13 protein-coding genes are annotated in these 15937 nt (G+C 61.5%); 6 read left to right on the forward strand and 7 right to left on the reverse strand.

All coding sequences use genetic code 11. From position 1 onward, the window contains the following. Positions 1 to 38: 38 nt before the first annotated feature. Positions 39 to 2489: a glycogen/starch/alpha-glucan phosphorylase gene (locus ABE456_RS18035; protein WP_346645117.1), complete on the reverse strand. Its 2451-nt coding sequence runs from the start codon at positions 2487 to 2489 to the stop codon at positions 39 to 41. Positions 2490 to 2676: 187 nt separating this feature from the next. On the opposite strand from ABE456_RS18035, the gene ABE456_RS18040 reads away from it, so the two are divergent. After that, positions 2677 to 3081 carry a YkgJ family cysteine cluster protein gene (locus ABE456_RS18040; protein WP_003259873.1) on the forward strand — a complete coding sequence of 135 codons (405 nt, stop codon included), beginning with the start codon at positions 2677 to 2679 and terminating at the stop codon, positions 3079 to 3081. A gap of 111 nt (positions 3082 to 3192) precedes the next feature. Here the strand turns inward: ABE456_RS18040 and typA are convergent, their stop codons facing one another. Both typA and thiI read right to left on the reverse strand, forming a co-directional pair. Beyond that, positions 3193 to 5013, reverse strand: a complete 1821-nt coding sequence (gene typA, locus ABE456_RS18045; protein ID WP_016712460.1) for a translational GTPase TypA — start codon at positions 5011 to 5013, stop codon at positions 3193 to 3195. A gap of 128 nt (positions 5014 to 5141) precedes the next feature. Continuing rightward, positions 5142 to 6596, reverse strand: coding sequence for a tRNA uracil 4-sulfurtransferase ThiI (gene thiI, locus ABE456_RS18050; RefSeq protein WP_346645118.1), 1455 nt, complete (start codon positions 6594 to 6596; stop codon positions 5142 to 5144). 489 nt (positions 6597 to 7085) lie between these two features. Here thiI and glnA point away from each other — a divergent pair, with 489 nt between their 5' ends. The 3 genes from glnA (at position 7086) to ntrC (ending at position 11382) form a co-directional block, all read left to right on the forward strand. Further along, positions 7086 to 8492 carry a type I glutamate--ammonia ligase gene (gene glnA, locus ABE456_RS18055; RefSeq protein WP_346645119.1) on the forward strand — a complete coding sequence of 469 codons (1407 nt, stop codon included), beginning with the start codon at positions 7086 to 7088 and terminating at the stop codon, positions 8490 to 8492. A 371-nt stretch (positions 8493 to 8863) separates the two neighbouring features. Next, entirely contained in the window at positions 8864 to 9949 is a 1086-nt protein-coding gene (gene glnL / locus ABE456_RS18060; RefSeq protein WP_346645120.1) for a nitrogen regulation protein NR(II), read from the forward strand. Further along, positions 9946 to 11382, forward strand: coding sequence for a nitrogen regulation protein NR(I) (gene ntrC, locus ABE456_RS18065; RefSeq protein ID WP_346645121.1), 1437 nt, complete (start codon positions 9946 to 9948; stop codon positions 11380 to 11382). Before glnL ends, ntrC begins: the two co-directional genes overlap by 4 nt. A gap of 450 nt (positions 11383 to 11832) precedes the next feature. Here ntrC and ABE456_RS18070 read toward each other — a convergent pair whose 3' ends face one another. Further along, entirely contained in the window at positions 11833 to 12270 is a 438-nt protein-coding gene (locus ABE456_RS18070) for a hypothetical protein (protein WP_346645122.1), read from the reverse strand. On the opposite strand from ABE456_RS18070, the gene trmL reads away from it, so the two are divergent. Further along, a complete protein-coding gene (gene trmL / locus ABE456_RS18075) occupies positions 12269 to 12730 on the forward strand; it encodes a tRNA (uridine(34)/cytosine(34)/5-carboxymethylaminomethyluridine(34)-2'-O)-methyltransferase TrmL (protein ID WP_025340939.1) in 462 nt (153 codons plus the stop codon). The two genes, ABE456_RS18070 and trmL, sit on opposite strands and share 2 nt — an antisense overlap. Positions 12731 to 12830: 100 nt before the next feature. Here the strand turns inward: trmL and secB are convergent, their stop codons facing one another. The 3 genes from secB to ABE456_RS18090 are packed head-to-tail and all read right to left on the reverse strand — an operon-like array spanning position 12831 to position 14025. After that, positions 12831 to 13316 carry a protein-export chaperone SecB gene (secB, locus tag ABE456_RS18080; protein WP_346645123.1) on the reverse strand — a complete coding sequence of 162 codons (486 nt, stop codon included), beginning with the start codon at positions 13314 to 13316 and terminating at the stop codon, positions 12831 to 12833. 39 nt (positions 13317 to 13355) lie between these two features. After that, positions 13356 to 13610, reverse strand: a complete 255-nt coding sequence (gene grxC / locus ABE456_RS18085) for a glutaredoxin 3 (RefSeq protein ID WP_003249204.1) — start codon at positions 13608 to 13610, stop codon at positions 13356 to 13358. A 1-nt stretch (position 13611) separates the two neighbouring features. Then, complete coding sequence (locus tag ABE456_RS18090) at positions 13612 to 14025, reverse strand: rhodanese-like domain-containing protein (protein ID WP_346645124.1); 414 nt, start codon at positions 14023 to 14025, stop codon at positions 13612 to 13614. A 207-nt stretch (positions 14026 to 14232) separates the two neighbouring features. Here ABE456_RS18090 and gpmI point away from each other — a divergent pair, with 207 nt between their 5' ends. Then, the gene (gene gpmI / locus ABE456_RS18095; protein ID WP_346645125.1) at positions 14233 to 15768 is read left to right on the forward strand and encodes a 2,3-bisphosphoglycerate-independent phosphoglycerate mutase; all 1536 of its coding nucleotides are present in this window, start codon (positions 14233 to 14235) and stop codon (positions 15766 to 15768) included. Positions 15769 to 15937: the final 169 nt, after the last annotated feature.

A 15937-nucleotide genomic window follows, 5' to 3' on the forward strand; every position in this document is an offset into this window, starting at 1 on the left:
GACACAAGGCCGCTCCCACAAGGACCGCGCCCCCCTTGTCAATCCAACGCCTTCCAGATATCGGTCGCATACTCGCGAATGGTCCGGTCCGACGAGAACCAGCCCATCCGCGCCGTGTTCAGCACCGCCATGCGCCACCATTCCTGCGGCGTGTGCCACAGCTCCTCGACCCGCCGCTGGGCATCCCAGTAGGCATCGAAGTCAGCGCACACCAGGAAGCGGTCATGGGCCACCAGGCCGTCGATCAGCGCGGTGTAGCGCGAAGGGTCGTCCGGCGAGAACACCCCGCTGCGGATGGCCTGCAGCACGTCGGCCAAGCGGCTGGAGGCCGCAATCGCCGCGCTGGCGCCGAAGTCCCCGGCACGCCGCCGTGCCTCCACCTGCTGCGCGGTAAGGCCGAAGATGAACATGTTGTCGGCACCCACCTGCTCGCACATCTCCACGTTGGCGCCATCCAGGGTGCCGATGGTAAGCGCGCCGTTGAGGCCGAACTTCATGTTGCTGGTACCGGAAGCTTCGTAACCGGCGGTGGAAATCTGCTCGGAAAGGTCCGCTGCCGGGATGATGCTTTCGGCCAGGCTGACGTTGTAGTTAGGCAGGAATACCACCTTCAACAGGCCGCGCACGGTCGGGTCGTTGTTCACTACACGGGCTATGTCGTTGGCCAGCTTGATGATCAGCTTGGCCTGGTGATAACTGGCCGCCGCCTTGCCGGCGAATATCTTCACCCGTGGTACCCAGTTGGTGCCCGGGTCGTTGCGCATGGCCTGGTACAGCGCCACGGTGTGCAGCAGGTTGAGCAGCTGGCGCTTGTACTCGTGTATACGCTTGACCTGCACATCGAACAACGCCTCGGGGTTGACCGTGACGCCAATGCGGTCCTGGATGATGCTGGCCAGGGCACGCTTGCTGTGCAGGCGCTGGGCAGCGAACTGCTTGCGGAAATCGGCCTTGCCGGCGAACGGCACCAGGCCGGCCAGGCGCCCCTCGGGGTCGTCTTTTAGCTCCGGCCCAAGCGCTTCGACCAGCATCCCGGTCAGTTGCGGGTTGGCCTGGTACAACCAGCGGCGGAAGGTAATGCCGTTGGTCTTGTTGTTGATGCGCTGCGGGTAAAGCTTGTGCAACTCGGCAAACACCGTGCTCTTCATCAACTTGCTGTGCAGCGCCGACACGCCGTTGACGCTATGCGAGCCGAGGAACGCCAGGTTACCCATGCGCACCCGGCGGCCGTTGTCCTCCTCGATCAGCGACACCGCCCGCAGTACATCGAAGTCGTGCAGGCCTTTGGCGCGCAGGCTGTCGATGTGGTAGGCGTTGATCAGGTAGATGATCTGCATGTGCCGCGGCAGCATGCGCTCCATCAGTGCCACTGGCCAGGTTTCCAAGGCCTCCGGCAGCAGGGTGTGGTTGGTGTAGGCCAGGGTGCCGACGGTCAGCGCCCAGGCCGTGTCCCAAGGGATTTCGTGCTGGTCCACCAGCAGGCGCATCAACTCGGCCACGGCGATCGACGGGTGGGTGTCGTTGAGCTGGATGGCCGCCGCGTCAGGCAGGTTGAGCAGGTTGTCATGCATGTTCAGGTGGCGGCGCAGCAGGTCTTGCAGCGACGCCGACACGAAGAAGTACTCCTGGCGCAGGCGCAGTTCCTGGCCGGCTTCGGTGCTGTCCGCCGGGTACAGCACCCGCGAAATACTTTCGGCCCGCGCTACCTCGGCCACCGCGCCCAGGTGATCACCGGCATTGAAGCGCTCCAGGTGCAGCTCCTCCAGCGCACGCGCCCGCCACAGGCGCAGGGTGTTGACGCTGGCCCCGCGCCAGCCGACCACCGGCGTGTCGTAAGCGACCGCTCGCACGGTCTCGCCCGGCCACCACACCTGACGCTGATTGCCGTGGCTGTCGTGCAGCGTTTCCACGCTGCCGCCAAAGCTGATCGGGTAGATCACCTCGGCCCGCTCGAACTCCCAGGGGTTGCCGAAGTCCAGCCAGTTCTCGGTCTGCTCCTGCTGCCAGCCATCGACTACCGCCTGGCGGAACAAGCCATGTTCGTAGCGGATACCGTAGCCATGGGCGGCGATGCCCAGGGTCGACATGCTCTCCATGAAGCAGGCCGCCAGGCGGCCCAGGCCACCATTGCCCAGCGCGGCGTCTGGCTCGAGCAGGCGGATTCGCTCCAGGTCCACATCCAGGCCTTCCAGCGCGTCGCGGGCGATGTCCAGCAGGCCCAGGTTGCTCAGGCTGTCATAGAGCAGGCGGCCGATGAGGAATTCCAGGGAAAGGTAGTAGACCCGCTTCTGGCTACGTCGATAGGCCCGACGGGTGTGGTCCATCCAATGGTCGACCATGTGATCGCGCGCAGCGAGGGCGATGGCTTCGAACCAGTCATGATCGAAGGCATGCTCCGGGTCCTTGCCAACCGCATAGGTCAGCTTGTTGAGTACAGCGGCACGAAAATCCGCGACTTCGGCGTCACGTGCTTTGGGTTCCTGGGACATGCGGCATCCTCGGGCAAGTTGACGAAAGCGGAGGGAGATTGTTCAGCCTAGACGCTTCGACCGAGAGCGAAAGCCTGGGTTCGTGGTTTTCATGATCGTTTGCGCATTCGGTCAAAAGGTTGTTCATTAATTGAGCAATTCCGGTATGATCGCGCGCCCCAAGACCGTGATTCACCCCCCTATAAAGATGAAAACGACCCTGATCGCCGCGGCCGAAGTCGACCGCTTGGAGACCTGGCAGCGCTACACCAGCAACATGTGCCATGGCTGCCATTCGACCTGCTGCACCCTGCCGGTGGAGGTGAAGATCAAGGATCTGATCCGTATCGGCGTGGTCGACGAGTTCGAAAAAGACGAACCGCCGAAGAACATCGCCAAGCGCCTGCAAAAGGACGGCATCATCGAACGCTTCAACCAGAAGTCGGGGATCTTCACCCTGACCCGGATGAGCAACGACGACTGCCTGTACCTGGATCGTAAAAGCCGGCTGTGCACCATTTATGACAAGCGCCCGGATACCTGCCGCAACCACCCCAAGGTCGGGCCACGGCCAGGGTATTGTGCTTACAAGCCCAAGGTGGTTGGGCGCTGAATATGTTTCCTGCTTGAGATTTTGGGGCTGCTTTGCAGCCCCAAAAATCCCAAGGCAAAAAAACGCCCCCGGCCTTTCGACCGGGGGCGTTTTCATTCAGCCTGAGCTAACTCAGTTCTTGGCTTTCTTGGCAGCGCGGGTACGCTCGCCTTCGTCCAGGATCTTCTTGCGCAGGCGGATCGACTTAGGCGTCACTTCGCACAGCTCGTCGTCCTGGATGAATTCCAGGGCCTGTTCCAGGGTGTGGCGAACTGGCGGTACCAGGGCGATGACTTCGTCTTTGCCCGAAGCACGCATGTTGTCCAGCTTCTTGCCCTTGGTCGGGTTCACGCCCAGGTCGTTGTCGCGGCTGTTCAGGCCGATGATCTGACCGTTGTAGATCTCCTGGCCGTGTTCAACGAACAGCTTGCCGCGAGCCTGCAGGGTTTCCAGCGAGTAGGTCAGCGCCTTGCCGGTCTCGACCGAAACCAGTACACCGTTCAGGCGGCCGGACATCTGGCCCGACTTCATGGTGTCGTAGCGGTCGAAGATCGAGGTCAGGATGCCTGCACCGTTGGTCAGGGTCAGGAACTGGTTACGGAAACCGATCAGACCACGGGCTGGAATGTTGTATTCCAGGCGAACACGGCCCTTGCCATCCGGCACCATGTTGGTCAGGTCGCCCTTACGCAGACCCATCTCTTCCATGACCTTGCCCTGGGATTCTTCAGGGATGTCGATGGTGACGTTCTCGAACGGCTCCTGCTTGACGCCGTCGACTTCGCGGATGATCACTTCAGGACGGCCTACAGCCATCTCGAAGCCTTCACGACGCATGGTTTCGATCAGTACCGACAGGTGCAGCTCGCCACGGCCCGATACCTTGAACTTGTCAGGGGAATCGGTTTCCTGAACGCGCAGGGCTACGTTGTACAGCAGCTCTTTGTCCAGACGGTCCTTGATGTTACGGCTGGTGACGAACTTGCCTTCCTTGCCGCAGAACGGCGAGTCGTTGACCTGGAAGGTCATCGAAACGGTTGGCTCGTCAACGGTCAGCGGCTTCATCGCCTCGACCGCGTCCGGGGCGCACAGGGTGTCGGAGATGAACAGCTCGTCGAAACCGCTGATGCAGACGATGTCGCCAGCCTGGGCTTCTTCGACGTCTACACGGTGCAGGCCGTGGTGGCCCATCAGCTTCAGGATACGGCCGTTACGCTTCTTGCCGTTGGTGTCGATGGCGACAACCGGGGTGTTCGGCTTCACGCGACCACGGGCGATACGGCCAACGCCGATAACACCGAGGAAGCTGTTGTAGTCCAGTGCAGAGATCTGCATCTGGAACGGGCCGTCACGGTCAACAGACGGTGCTGGTACGTTGTCGACGATCGACTGGTACAGCGCGGTCATGTCTTCGCCCATCTCGGTGTGGTCCAGACCGGCAATGCCGTTCAGGGCCGAGGCGTAGACGACTTTGAAGTCCAGCTGTTCGTCGGTGGCACCGAGGTTGTCGAACAGGTCGAAGATCTGGTCCAGAACCCAGTCAGGACGCGCGCCCGGGCGGTCAACCTTGTTGATCACGACGATTGGCTTCAGGCCGGCTTCGAACGCCTTCTTGGTCACGAAGCGGGTTTGCGGCATCGGGCCGTCCTGGGCGTCGACCAGCAGCAGCACGGAGTCGACCATCGACATTACACGCTCAACTTCGCCACCGAAGTCGGCGTGGCCGGGGGTGTCGACGATGTTGATGTGGTAGCCGTTCCAGTTGATGGCGGTGTTTTTCGCCAGAATGGTAATACCGCGCTCTTTTTCCTGGTCGTTGGAGTCCATGACGCGCTCGTCGTTGAGCTCGTTACGCTCCAGGGTGCCGGACTGACGCAGGAGTTTGTCGACCAGGGTGGTTTTACCATGGTCAACGTGGGCGATGATGGCGATGTTACGCAGATTTTCGATCACAAGTGTATCTCGATCAGAGGATTCGGTTGCCGCCCAGTGTAGGCGGCCAATATGTACTGTTTAAGGCTCAGCGGGCCCGGCGGTCGGGAGGGCGATGGCGGATACTGCCGCCATACAGCCCCGGCGTCTTATGTCGGACGATAAACACGCACATTGGCATGTCCCTCACTGAGCAGGTGGTGTGCGTGCAAACGGCTCATCACACCTTTGTCGCAATACAGCAAGTACTGGCGCGTTGGGTCCAGGTGCTTGAACTTGCTGTTGATCGCGTAGAACGGCATGGCCTGGATTTCGATACCTTCCAGCACCAGAGGTTCGTCTTCCTGGGCATCGGGGTGACGAATGTCGATGACGATCTGGCCTGGCAACGCCTCGGCCACTTCCTCGATCTCGATGTCCTTGCCCAACTCATCGATCACATGGTCGATGGAAATGAACTTGGCACGTTCCAGGGCGCGCTCCAGCACGGCCATGTCGAACTGCTTCTCTTCATGCTCCATGCGGTGACGCTTGGCGTGGGTGGTCGGGTTTACCGAGATCACGCCGCAGTATTCTGGCATGTGCTTGGCGAAATCGGCGGTGCCGATTTCGGTGGCCTGGTCGATGATGTCCTGCTTGTGGCTGGCCAGCAGCGGGCGCAATACCAGCTTGTCGGTGGCCGAGTCGATGATCGACAGGTTCGGCAGGGTCTGGCTGGACACCTGGGAAATCGCCTCGCCGGTTACCAGCGCGTCAATCTGCAGGCGGTCGGCCATGTGCGCGGCACCGCGCAGCATCATGCGCTTGAGGGTCACGCCCATGTAGCTGTTGTCGACCTTGTTGAGGATCTCGCCGACCACTTCTTCGAACGGCACGCTGATGAACAGCACGCGCTGGCTGCTGCCGTACTTTTTCCACAGGTAGTGGGCCACTTCCATCACGCCCAGCTCGTGGGCACGGCCGCCAAGGTTGAAGAAGCAGAAGTGGGTCATCAGGCCGCGGCGCATCATCTGGTAGGCCGCCACGGTGGAGTCGAAGCCACCGGACATCAGCACCAGGGTCTGCTCCAGGGCACCCAGCGGGTAGCCGCCGATGCCGTTGTGCTGGTTGTGAATCACGTACAGGCGCTGGTCGCGGATTTCCATGCGCACCACGACTTCAGGCGTCTTCAGATCGATGCCGGCGGCGCCGCACTGCTGGCGCAGCTGGCTGCCGACGTAGCGGTCGACGTCCATCGAGGTGAAGTCGTGGTGGCCGCCGCGTTTGCAGCGCACCGAGAAGCGCTTGCCGGCCAGCAAGTGGCCGAAGTGGTGCTTGCACTTGGCGACGATGTCGTCGAAGTCGCCCAGCGGGTATTCCTCTACCTGCAGGAAGTGGGTGATACCCGGCGTGCAGGTGAGGCGCTCGATCATTTCGCGCTGGACTTTTTCGTCTTCGACGCGGGTGACCACTTCGAGATTGTCCCAGACACCATCGACCGCGAGCTCAGGGTCGAGGTCCTTGAGCACGTTGCGGATGTTCTTGCCGAGCTGGCGGATGAAGCGCTTGCGCACCGGCCGGCTCTTGATGGTGATTTCTGGGAAGACTTTGACGATAAGTTTCATTGGTTAACAGCGCGCGCAGGGCCTGCCGAAAATGAGGGGCGCGAATTATAGCGGAAATTGCTCAGGATTTGACCAACTTTTGATCAGAAGCTTTCAGATAAATGCAGGGGCCGGTTTTTGTACCGCCTGTTCCGGCCCTTTCGCGGGTGAACCCGCTCCCACAGTGACCGCACAGATTTCGAAGGGGTGTAATTCCTGTGGGAGCGGGTTCACCCGCGAAGAGGCCCTCAAAAAAAGCACACCACTCAAGCCGTGCACCATAGCGGTGCACTGATACCAAAATTCGCATCTTAAGGGTGCATTTTTCCCGCATAGCCCAGCGCAAAATGCCCGCAAACGCCCCCTTTTATCCCGCGCTCGCCATTTTCGGGCACTGGCATGCAATTTGCTCCCTTGTGAGGCAGGTAAGCTTGGCCGACTATCCGCGCCCGGCAACACCCTTTTTCCAGGGCAGCGGCCCACCGCGCTCTAGACCATCCGGAGGACAACATGTCGAAGTCGGTTCAACTCATCAAAGATCATGACGTCAAGTGGATTGATCTGCGTTTCACGGACACCAAAGGCATTCAGCACCACGTGACCATGCCGTCGCGTGACGCTCTGGACGAAGACTTCTTCGAAGTCGGCAAGATGTTCGACGGTTCCTCCATCGCTGGCTGGAAAGGCATCGAAGCTTCCGACATGATCCTGATGCCGGTCGACGACACCGCCGTACTGGACCCGTTCACCGAAGAGCCAACCCTGATCATCACCTGCGACATCGTCGACCCGTCGAGCATGCAGGGCTACGATCGCGACCCACGCGCCATCGCCAAGCGCGCCGAAGAGTACCTGAAGAGCACCGGTATCGGTGACACCGTATTCGCCGGCCCAGAGCCTGAGTTCTTCATCTTCGACGAAGTGAAGTTCAAGTCGGACATCTCCGGCTCGATGTTCAAGATCTTCTCCGAGCAAGGCTCGTGGATGACCGACGCTGACGTGGAAGGCGGCAACAAAGGCCACCGTCCAGGCGTGAAAGGCGGCTACTTCCCGGTTCCGCCGTTCGACCACGACCACGAAATCCGTACTGCCATGTGCAACGCTCTGGAAGAAATGGGCCAGACCGTTGAAGTTCACCACCACGAAGTGGCGACTGCCGGCCAGAACGAAATCGGCGTCAAGTTCAACACCCTGGTGAAGAAAGCTGACGAAGTACAGGCCCTGAAATACGTCGTGCACAACGTTGCCGACGCCTACGGCCGTACCGCCACCTTCATGCCGAAGCCTCTGTACGGCGACAACGGTTCGGGCATGCACGTGCACATGTCGATCTGGAAAGACGGCAAGAACACCTTCTCGGGTGAAGGCTATGCCGGCCTGTCCGACACCGCCCTGTACTTCATCGGCGGTATCATCAAGCACGGTAAGGCCCTGAACGGCTTCACCAACCCGTCGACCAACTCGTACAAGCGTCTGGTCCCAGGCTTCGAAGCCCCGGTAATGCTGGCCTACTCGGCTCGCAACCGTTCCGCCTCGATCCGTATTCCTTACGTCGGCAGCCCGAAAGCCCGCCGTATCGAAGCACGCTTCCCAGACCCATCGGCCAACCCGTACCTGGCCTTCGCGGCCCTGCTGATGGCTGGCCTGGACGGCATCCAGAACAAGATCCACCCTGGCGATGCTGCCGACAAGAACCTGTACGACCTGCCACCAGAAGAGGCCAAGGACATCCCGCAAGTGTGCGGCAGCCTGAAAGAAGCTCTGGAAGAGCTGGACAAAGGCCGTGCGTTCCTGACCAAGGGCGGCGTGTTCTCCGACGACTTCATCGATGCCTTCATCGAACTGAAGAGCGAAGAAGAGATCAAGGTCCGTACCTTCGTGCACCCGCTGGAATACGAGCTGTACTACAGCTGCTGATCTGATCGGCGCCTCGCGCCGCTGACATGATCAAGACGAGACGGCCTCCTTCGGGAGGCCGTTTTCGTTTCTGCTCCACATAGCGGCCACAGTAACCTCAACTGCCACGCTATGCTCTATCTTGGTGCACAGCTGAACGTCGTGCCCCCATTTGCTCCCCAATCTGGTTCAAGTGAAACGATTCATCCAGAGTTTATGTTCCGAATTTGCGCAGACTCAGGCCTTTATCGGCCAATCCCGCTTCTTTTCGGAGCTTTGGTTTGTTTCTTGCATTTTCTTGAGGTAGAGAGTCTCGCACCAGCGGACCCACCCGCGTCCGGCCCTGGCCAAAGCAGTGCCAGGCAAGCGCCAAAAGAGGTCAACGACGCCTTATGACCATCAGCGATGCACAGCACCGTCTGCTCCTGGACAACCTGACCACCGCCACGTTGTTGCTCAACGCAGAGCTGCGCCTGGAGTACATGAACCCGGCCGCGGAAATGCTGCTGGCCGTCAGTGGCCAGCGCAGCCATGGGCAGTTCATCAGTGAACTGTTCACCGAGTCGACCGAAGCGCTCAGCTCGCTGCGCCAGGCGGTCGAGCAGGCGCACCCATTCACCAAGCGTGAAGCGCAGCTCACCTCGCTGACCGGGCAGACCATCACCGTCGACTACGCGGTAACGCCTATCCTGCACCAGGGCCAGACCCTGCTGTTGCTGGAGGTGCACCCACGTGACCGGCTGCTGCGCATCACCAAGGAAGAAGCCCAGCTGAGCAAGCAGGAAACTACCAAGATGCTGGTGCGCGGCCTGGCCCACGAAATCAAGAACCCGCTCGGCGGTATCCGCGGCGCAGCCCAGCTGCTGGCGCGCGAACTGCCCGAGGAAGGCCTGCGCGACTACACCAACGTCATCATCGAAGAGGCCGACCGCCTGCGCAACCTGGTCGACCGCATGCTCGGCTCGAACAAGCTGCCGTCGCTGGCCATGACCAACATCCACGAAGTGCTGGAGCGGGTCTGCAGCCTGGTGGAGGCCGAAAGCCAAGGCTGCATCACTTTGGTGCGCGATTACGACCCAAGCCTGCCAGACGTGCTGATCGACCGCGAACAGATGATCCAGGCCGTACTCAACATCGTGCGCAACGCCATGCAGGCGATCAGCTCGCAGAACGAACTGCGCCTAGGCCGTATCACCTTGCGCAGCCGGGCCCTGCGCCAGTTCACCATCGGCCATGTGCGTCATCGCCTGGTGGCGCGTGTCGAGATCATCGACAACGGCCCGGGCATCCCGGCGGAACTGCAGGACACCCTCTTCTATCCCATGGTCAGTGGTCGCCCGGACGGTACCGGGCTGGGCCTGGCCATTACCCAGAACATCATCAGCCAGCACCAGGGCCTGATCGAGTGTGAAAGCCATGCAGGCCACACCGCTTTCTCGATCTACCTGCCCCTGGAACAAGGAGCCACCGCCTCATGAGCCGAAGTGAAACCGTATGGATCGTCGACGATGATCGCTCCATCCGCTGGGTCCTGGAAAAAGCCCTGCAACAGGAAGGCATGACCACCCAGAGCTTCGACAGCGCCGATGGCGTCATGGGGCGCCTGGCGCGCCAGCAGCCAGACGTGATCATTTCCGACATCCGCATGCCCGGCACCAGTGGCCTCGACCTGCTGGCACAGATCCGCGACCAACACCCGCGCCTGCCGGTCATCATCATGACCGCCCATTCCGACCTGGACAGTGCGGTGGCGTCGTACCAGGGCGGTGCCTTCGAGTACTTGCCCAAGCCGTTCGACGTCGACGAAGCAGTCTCGCTGGTAAAACGCGCCAACCAGCACGCCCAGGAGCAACAAGGGCTGGACGTGCCACAGAACCTGGCGCGCACCCCGGAAATCATCGGCGAAGCACCGGCCATGCAGGAGGTGTTTCGCGCCATCGGCCGCCTCAGCCACTCCAACATCACCGTGCTGATCAACGGCGAATCGGGTACTGGCAAGGAGCTGGTGGCGCATGCCTTGCACCGCCACAGCCCGCGCGCGGCGTCACCGTTCATCGCCCTGAACATGGCCGCCATCCCCAAGGACCTGATGGAGTCCGAGCTGTTCGGCCATGAAAAAGGCGCCTTCACTGGCGCTGCCAACCTGCGCCGCGGCCGCTTCGAGCAGGCCGATGGCGGCACGCTGTTCCTCGACGAAATTGGCGACATGCCAGCCGACACCCAAACCCGCCTGCTGCGGGTGCTGGCTGATGGCGAGTTTTACCGCGTGGGCGGTCATGTGCCGGTCAAGGTCGATGTGCGCATCATCGCCGCCACTCACCAGAACCTTGAGTCGCTGGTGCAGGCCGGCAAGTTCCGCGAGGACTTGTTCCACCGCCTGAACGTGATCCGCATTCACATCCCACGGCTGGCCGACCGCCGCGAAGACATCCCCGCCCTCGCCCGCCACTTCCTCGCCCGTGCCGCCCAGGAACTGGCGGTGGAGCCGAAAATCCTCAAGCCGGAGACCGAAGAGTTCATCCGCAACCTGCCATGGCCAGGCAACGTGCGGCAGATGGAGAACACCTGCCGCTGGATCACCGTCATGGCTTCCAGCCGCGAGGTACTGATCGGCGACCTGCCGCCCGAGCTGCTGAACCTGCCACAGGACGCCGCGCCGGTGACCAACTGGGAGCAGGCCCTGCGCCAATGGGCCGACCAGGCGCTGGCGCGTGGGCAGACCAACCTGCTGGACAGCGCGGTACCGAGCTTTGAACGGATCATGATCGAGACGGCGCTCAAGCACACTGCCGGGCGCCGCCGGGATGCCGCGCTGCTGCTGGGTTGGGGGCGCAATACCCTGACGCGCAAGATCAAGGAGCTGGGGATGAATGTGGCTGGGGGGGATGAAGAGGAAGGTGATGAGCACTGAGCTCTAGTTTAACCCACAAGATCTCTGGGGCTGCTGCGCAGCCCTATCGCGACACAAGGCCGCTCCTACAGGAGATTGCGTTTACCTGTAGGAGCGGCCTTGTGTCGCGATGGGCCGCAAAGCGGCCCCAGCTATTTCAGCCTTCCGATGCACCGATCCTGTGCCCAACGCACCGCCTCAAGGCACAAATCCCCTCCAAACCCGGCCAAATCCCCCTCAAAGCCCAGTATTCGCGGGTTTTGCAAAACTGGCACGCCCCCTGCAATAACTCATACATAACCCGTTTCGGGGGCCCTGGTACAGGCAGGCCGGGTGAACCCCTCTTTTATTTGCAGCACCGCCGCTTTTGGGGACCTCGGTACAGGCAGGCCGGGCCATCCCCCCTTTACACGCAGTACGCCGTAGCCCTTTTGGGGACCCTGGTACAGGCAGGCCGGGAAATCCCCTCTTTTATTCGTGCAGTTTCACCTGCACCCGCCAGCGCCCCGCGTCCTCTGCACCGGCCCACTCGCCGTGCAGGGGGCGCGCAGCCACCACCGTCAGCAACAAACCTTCCTTGCTCTTCTGCACCCGCCAGCTCACCGGCTTGCCCTGCAGGCTCAATTGCCCCTGCTGAACCTTGCCCTGGGCTTGGAACAGCAATGCAACGGTGCCATCCACATTCTCGCCATGCAGTTGCGGCTCTTCGTTGAACCACAGCGCCAGGCCGTCCTGCACTACCTCCACCTGCTGCAGCTCGCGCTCGTCGGGCGTGGTCAGGCGGCCAATCATCAGCCCCACCATCAAGCCGACAATCGCCAAGGACAACATTACCCGCGGGAACGCCTTCGAACGCACGTCCGGTTCAGGGGTAGAATGCCCGTCATCTTCACGCTTGGAGCCGTGCATGTTTCACGTCATCCTTTTTCAACCAGAAATTCCGCCGAATACCGGCAACATCATTCGCCTGTGCGCCAACAGCGGCTGCGACCTGCACCTGATCGAACCCATCAGCTTCGAACTGGATGACAAGCGCCTGCGGCGTGCGGGGCTGGACTACCACGAGTATGCCACGCTCAAGCGCCACGAGAGCCTGGCTGGATGCCTGGAAAGCCTGGGTAACCCGCGGCTGTTCGCCTTTACCACCAAGGGCTCGCACCCGTTCCACGAAGTGGCCTACCAGCCAGGCGATGCCTTCCTGTTCGGGCCAGAGAGCCGCGGTTTGCCAACCGAGGTGCTGGACAGCCTGCCGGCCGAACAGCGCCTGCGCCTGCCGATGCGGCCGGGGTGCCGGAGCCTGAACCTGTCCAATACTGTGGCGGTGACGGTGTATGAGGCGTGGCGGCAGAATGGGTTTGCCGGGAGCTGATTATCGCCTGTGCTGGCCTATTCGCGGGCTCGCCCGCGAATGGGCCGGCACAGGCAACAAAAAAGCGCCCCGAGAGGCGCTTTCCTGATACCGGCAGCGATTACTGAACGGTTTGCACTTCGCCAGCTTCCTGCATGCGCTGCATTTCTTGCGCGTACAGGGCGTCGAAGTTGACCGGCGACAGCATCAGCGCCGGGAACGAACCGCGGGTCACCAAGCTGTCCAGGGTCTCACGGGCGTACGGGAACAGGATGTTCGGGCAGAACGCACCCAGGGTGTGGCTCATCGAAGCCGCGTCCAGGTTCTTGATCAGGAAGATACCGGCCTGCTGCACTTCAGCGATGAAGGCCACTTCGTCACCGTTCTTGACGGTAACCGACAGGGTCAGCACCACCTCGTGGAAGTCGCCATCCAGGGCCTTTTGCTTGGTGTTCAGGTCCAGGGCAACGCTCGGCTCCCAGGTCTGGCGGAAGATCTGCGGGCTTTTCGGGGCCTCGAACGACAGGTCGCGCACATAGATGCGCTGCATGGAGAACTGAGGGCTGTTGTCTTCTGCAGCAGCGCCGTTGGTCTGTTGGTCAGTCATGGCAGATCCTTATCCTAATGTTTTTGAATGCAGTGCAAATCAGGCCGCCAGCAGCGCGTCGAGCTTGCCGGCGCGCTCCAGGGCATAGAGGTCATCGCATCCACCGACATGGGTGCTGCCGATCCAGATCTGCGGCACCGATGTACGGCCGGCCTTCTGGCTCATCTCGGCGCGAACCTGCGGCTTGCCGTCGACCTTGATTTCCTCGAAGGCCACGCCCTTGCTCTCGAGCAGGTACTTGGCGCGCATGCAGTAGGGGCAGTAGTCGCTGGAGTAGACGATGACGGGCTTCATATCACTTCACCAGGGGCAGGTTATCGGCTTTCCAGCTGGAAACGCCACCGCTCAGTTTGGCGGCGTTGTAACCGGCTTTTAGTAGCTCACGGCAGTGCGTACCGGACTGCTGGCCCATCGCATCGACGATGATCAGGGTCTTCTCTTTGTGCTTTTCCAGCTCGGTCATGCGGGTGGCCAGCTTGTCTTGCGGGATGTTCACCGCACCGACGATGTGACCGGCGGAGTATTCCTTGGCCGGGCGAATGTCGATCACCAGCGCCTTGTCGGCGTTGACCAGTGCAGTCAGCTGGCCATTGCTCAGGCTCTGGCCGCCACGGCGGATTTCATTGATGAGCAGCAGGACCAGCAGAATGAGGAAGATCGCAACCAGGATGTAGTGATCTGTCGCGAATTGAATCAGGTGAGCAACCATCAGCGGTGTTCCAGGCGATTGAAAATGCCGGCCAGTATACACAGCCCCTTGGTGCCACCAAAGCCCGGTGGGCCGGCGACAAAGCCACCTTCATGTTGCTATCACAGGTGCGCCGGTCGGGGGAATGGGACGAATATTCGCCGTGGGTGGCGCATTTGCCCTAAAATGCGTTTCTTTATCATCTTTGAACAACCGTGAGTTTGATTGATGACGAGTACGCCCAAACCCCTGGTCCTGATCATCCTGGATGGCTTCGGCCACAGCGAAATCCCCGAACACAACGCCATCTATGCCGCCAATACGCCGGTCTATGATCGCCTGCGCGCTACCCTGCCGCATGGCCTCATTTCTGGCTCAGGCATGGATGTCGGCCTGCCGGACGGGCAGATGGGCAACTCCGAAGTCGGTCACATGAACCTCGGCGCAGGCCGCGTCGTCTACCAGGACTTCACCCGGGTGACCAAGGCCATCCGCGACGGCGAGTTCTTCGAGAACCCGGTACTGACCGGCGCTGTGGACAAGGCCGCCGGTGCCGGCAAGGCCGTGCACATCCTCGGCCTGCTGTCCGATGGCGGCGTACACAGCCACCAGGACCACCTGGTGGCCATGGCCGAACTGGCCGCACAGCGCGGTGCCGACAAGATCTACCTGCACGCCTTCCTCGATGGCCGCGACACCCCGCCACGCAGTGCGCAGTCGTCCATCGAACTGCTCGACGCCACCTTCGCCAAGCTGGGCAAGGGCCGCATCGCCAGCCTGATCGGCCGCTACTACGCCATGGACCGCGACAATCGCTGGGACCGCGTCAGCGCCGCCTACAACCTGATCGTCGACAGCGCCGCCGAATACACTGCAGACACCGCCCTGGCCGGCCTGGAAGCGGCCTACACCCGCGACGAGAGCGACGAGTTCGTCAAGGCCACGCGCATTGGCGAAGCGGTCAAGGTCGAAGACGGCGATGCCGTGATCTTCATGAACTTCCGCGCCGACCGTGCTCGCGAACTGTCACGCGCATTTGTCGAGCCGGACTTCACTGAATTCGCCCGTGCGCGCCTGCCGAAGATGGCGGCCTACATCGGCCTGACCCAGTACTCGGCGAAAATCCCGGCACCGGCAGCCTTTGCACCCTCCAGCCTGAACAACGTACTGGGCGAATACCTGGCGAAGAATGGCAAGACCCAGCTGCGCATCGCCGAAACTGAGAAGTACGCCCACGTCACCTTCTTCTTCTCCGGCGGCCGCGAAGAGCCGTTCGAAGGCGAAGAGCGCATCCTGATCCCGTCGCCGAAGGTCGCCACCTATGACCTGCAGCCGGAAATGAACGCCCCGCAAGTGACCGACCGCATCGTCGAAGCCATCGAGCAGCAGCGCTTCGACGTGATCGTGGTCAACTACGCCAACGGCGACATGGTCGGCCACACCGGCGTGTTCGAAGCAGCGGTCAAGGCCGTCGAAGCGCTGGATACCTGCGTTGGCCGCATCGTCGAAGCGCTGGACAAGGTCGGCGGCGAAGCGCTGATCACCGCCGACCACGGCAACGTCGAACAGATGGAAGACGAGTGCACCGGCCAGGCGCACACCGCGCACACCACCGAGCCGGTACCGTTCATCTATGTGGGCAAGCGCAATGTGAAAGTGCGTGATGGCGGCGTGCTGGCTGATGTGGCGCCGACCATGCTGAAGCTGCTGGGGTTGGAGAAGCCGGTGGAAATGACCGGTACTTCGATCCTGGTTGATGCCTGATCTGGTGTTGAAGGGGGCCGCTTTGCGACCCATCGCGACGCAAGGCCGCTCCTACAAGGGACCGCGTGATGACTGTAGGAGCGGCCTTGTGTCGCGATCGGGCTGCGCAGCAGCCCCCGATAACACATGAATTCCAGACAAACGCCCCGCCGCACCCGCAGCGAGGCGT

This window comes from Pseudomonas sp. TWI929 (genome assembly GCF_039673335.1).
In the GTDB taxonomy this organism is placed as follows: Bacteria; Pseudomonadota; Gammaproteobacteria; order Pseudomonadales; family Pseudomonadaceae; genus Aquipseudomonas.

Excerpts from the sequence above, each read along its gene's own strand:
- trmL (WP_025340939.1), top strand. The coding sequence starts at position 12,269 with ATGTTTCACGTCATCCTTTTTCAACCAGAAATTCCGCCGAATACCGGC.
- glnL (WP_346645120.1), top strand. The coding sequence starts at position 8,864 with ATGACCATCAGCGATGCACAGCACCGTCTGCTCCTGGACAACCTGACC.
- glnA (WP_346645119.1), top strand. The coding sequence starts at position 7,086 with ATGTCGAAGTCGGTTCAACTCATCAAAGATCATGACGTCAAGTGGATT.
- gpmI (WP_346645125.1), top strand. The coding sequence starts at position 14,233 with ATGACGAGTACGCCCAAACCCCTGGTCCTGATCATCCTGGATGGCTTC.
- grxC (WP_003249204.1), bottom strand. The coding sequence starts at position 13,610 with ATGAAGCCCGTCATCGTCTACTCCAGCGACTACTGCCCCTACTGCATG.
- thiI (WP_346645118.1), bottom strand. The coding sequence starts at position 6,596 with ATGAAACTTATCGTCAAAGTCTTCCCAGAAATCACCATCAAGAGCCGG.
- ABE456_RS18035 (WP_346645117.1), bottom strand. The coding sequence starts at position 2,489 with ATGTCCCAGGAACCCAAAGCACGTGACGCCGAAGTCGCGGATTTTCGT.
- ABE456_RS18090 (WP_346645124.1), bottom strand. The coding sequence starts at position 14,025 with ATGGTTGCTCACCTGATTCAATTCGCGACAGATCACTACATCCTGGTT.
- secB (WP_346645123.1), bottom strand. The coding sequence starts at position 13,316 with ATGACTGACCAACAGACCAACGGCGCTGCTGCAGAAGACAACAGCCCT.
- ABE456_RS18070 (WP_346645122.1), bottom strand. The coding sequence starts at position 12,270 with ATGCACGGCTCCAAGCGTGAAGATGACGGGCATTCTACCCCTGAACCG.
- ABE456_RS18040 (WP_003259873.1), top strand. The coding sequence starts at position 2,677 with ATGAAAACGACCCTGATCGCCGCGGCCGAAGTCGACCGCTTGGAGACC.
- ntrC (WP_346645121.1), top strand. The coding sequence starts at position 9,946 with ATGAGCCGAAGTGAAACCGTATGGATCGTCGACGATGATCGCTCCATC.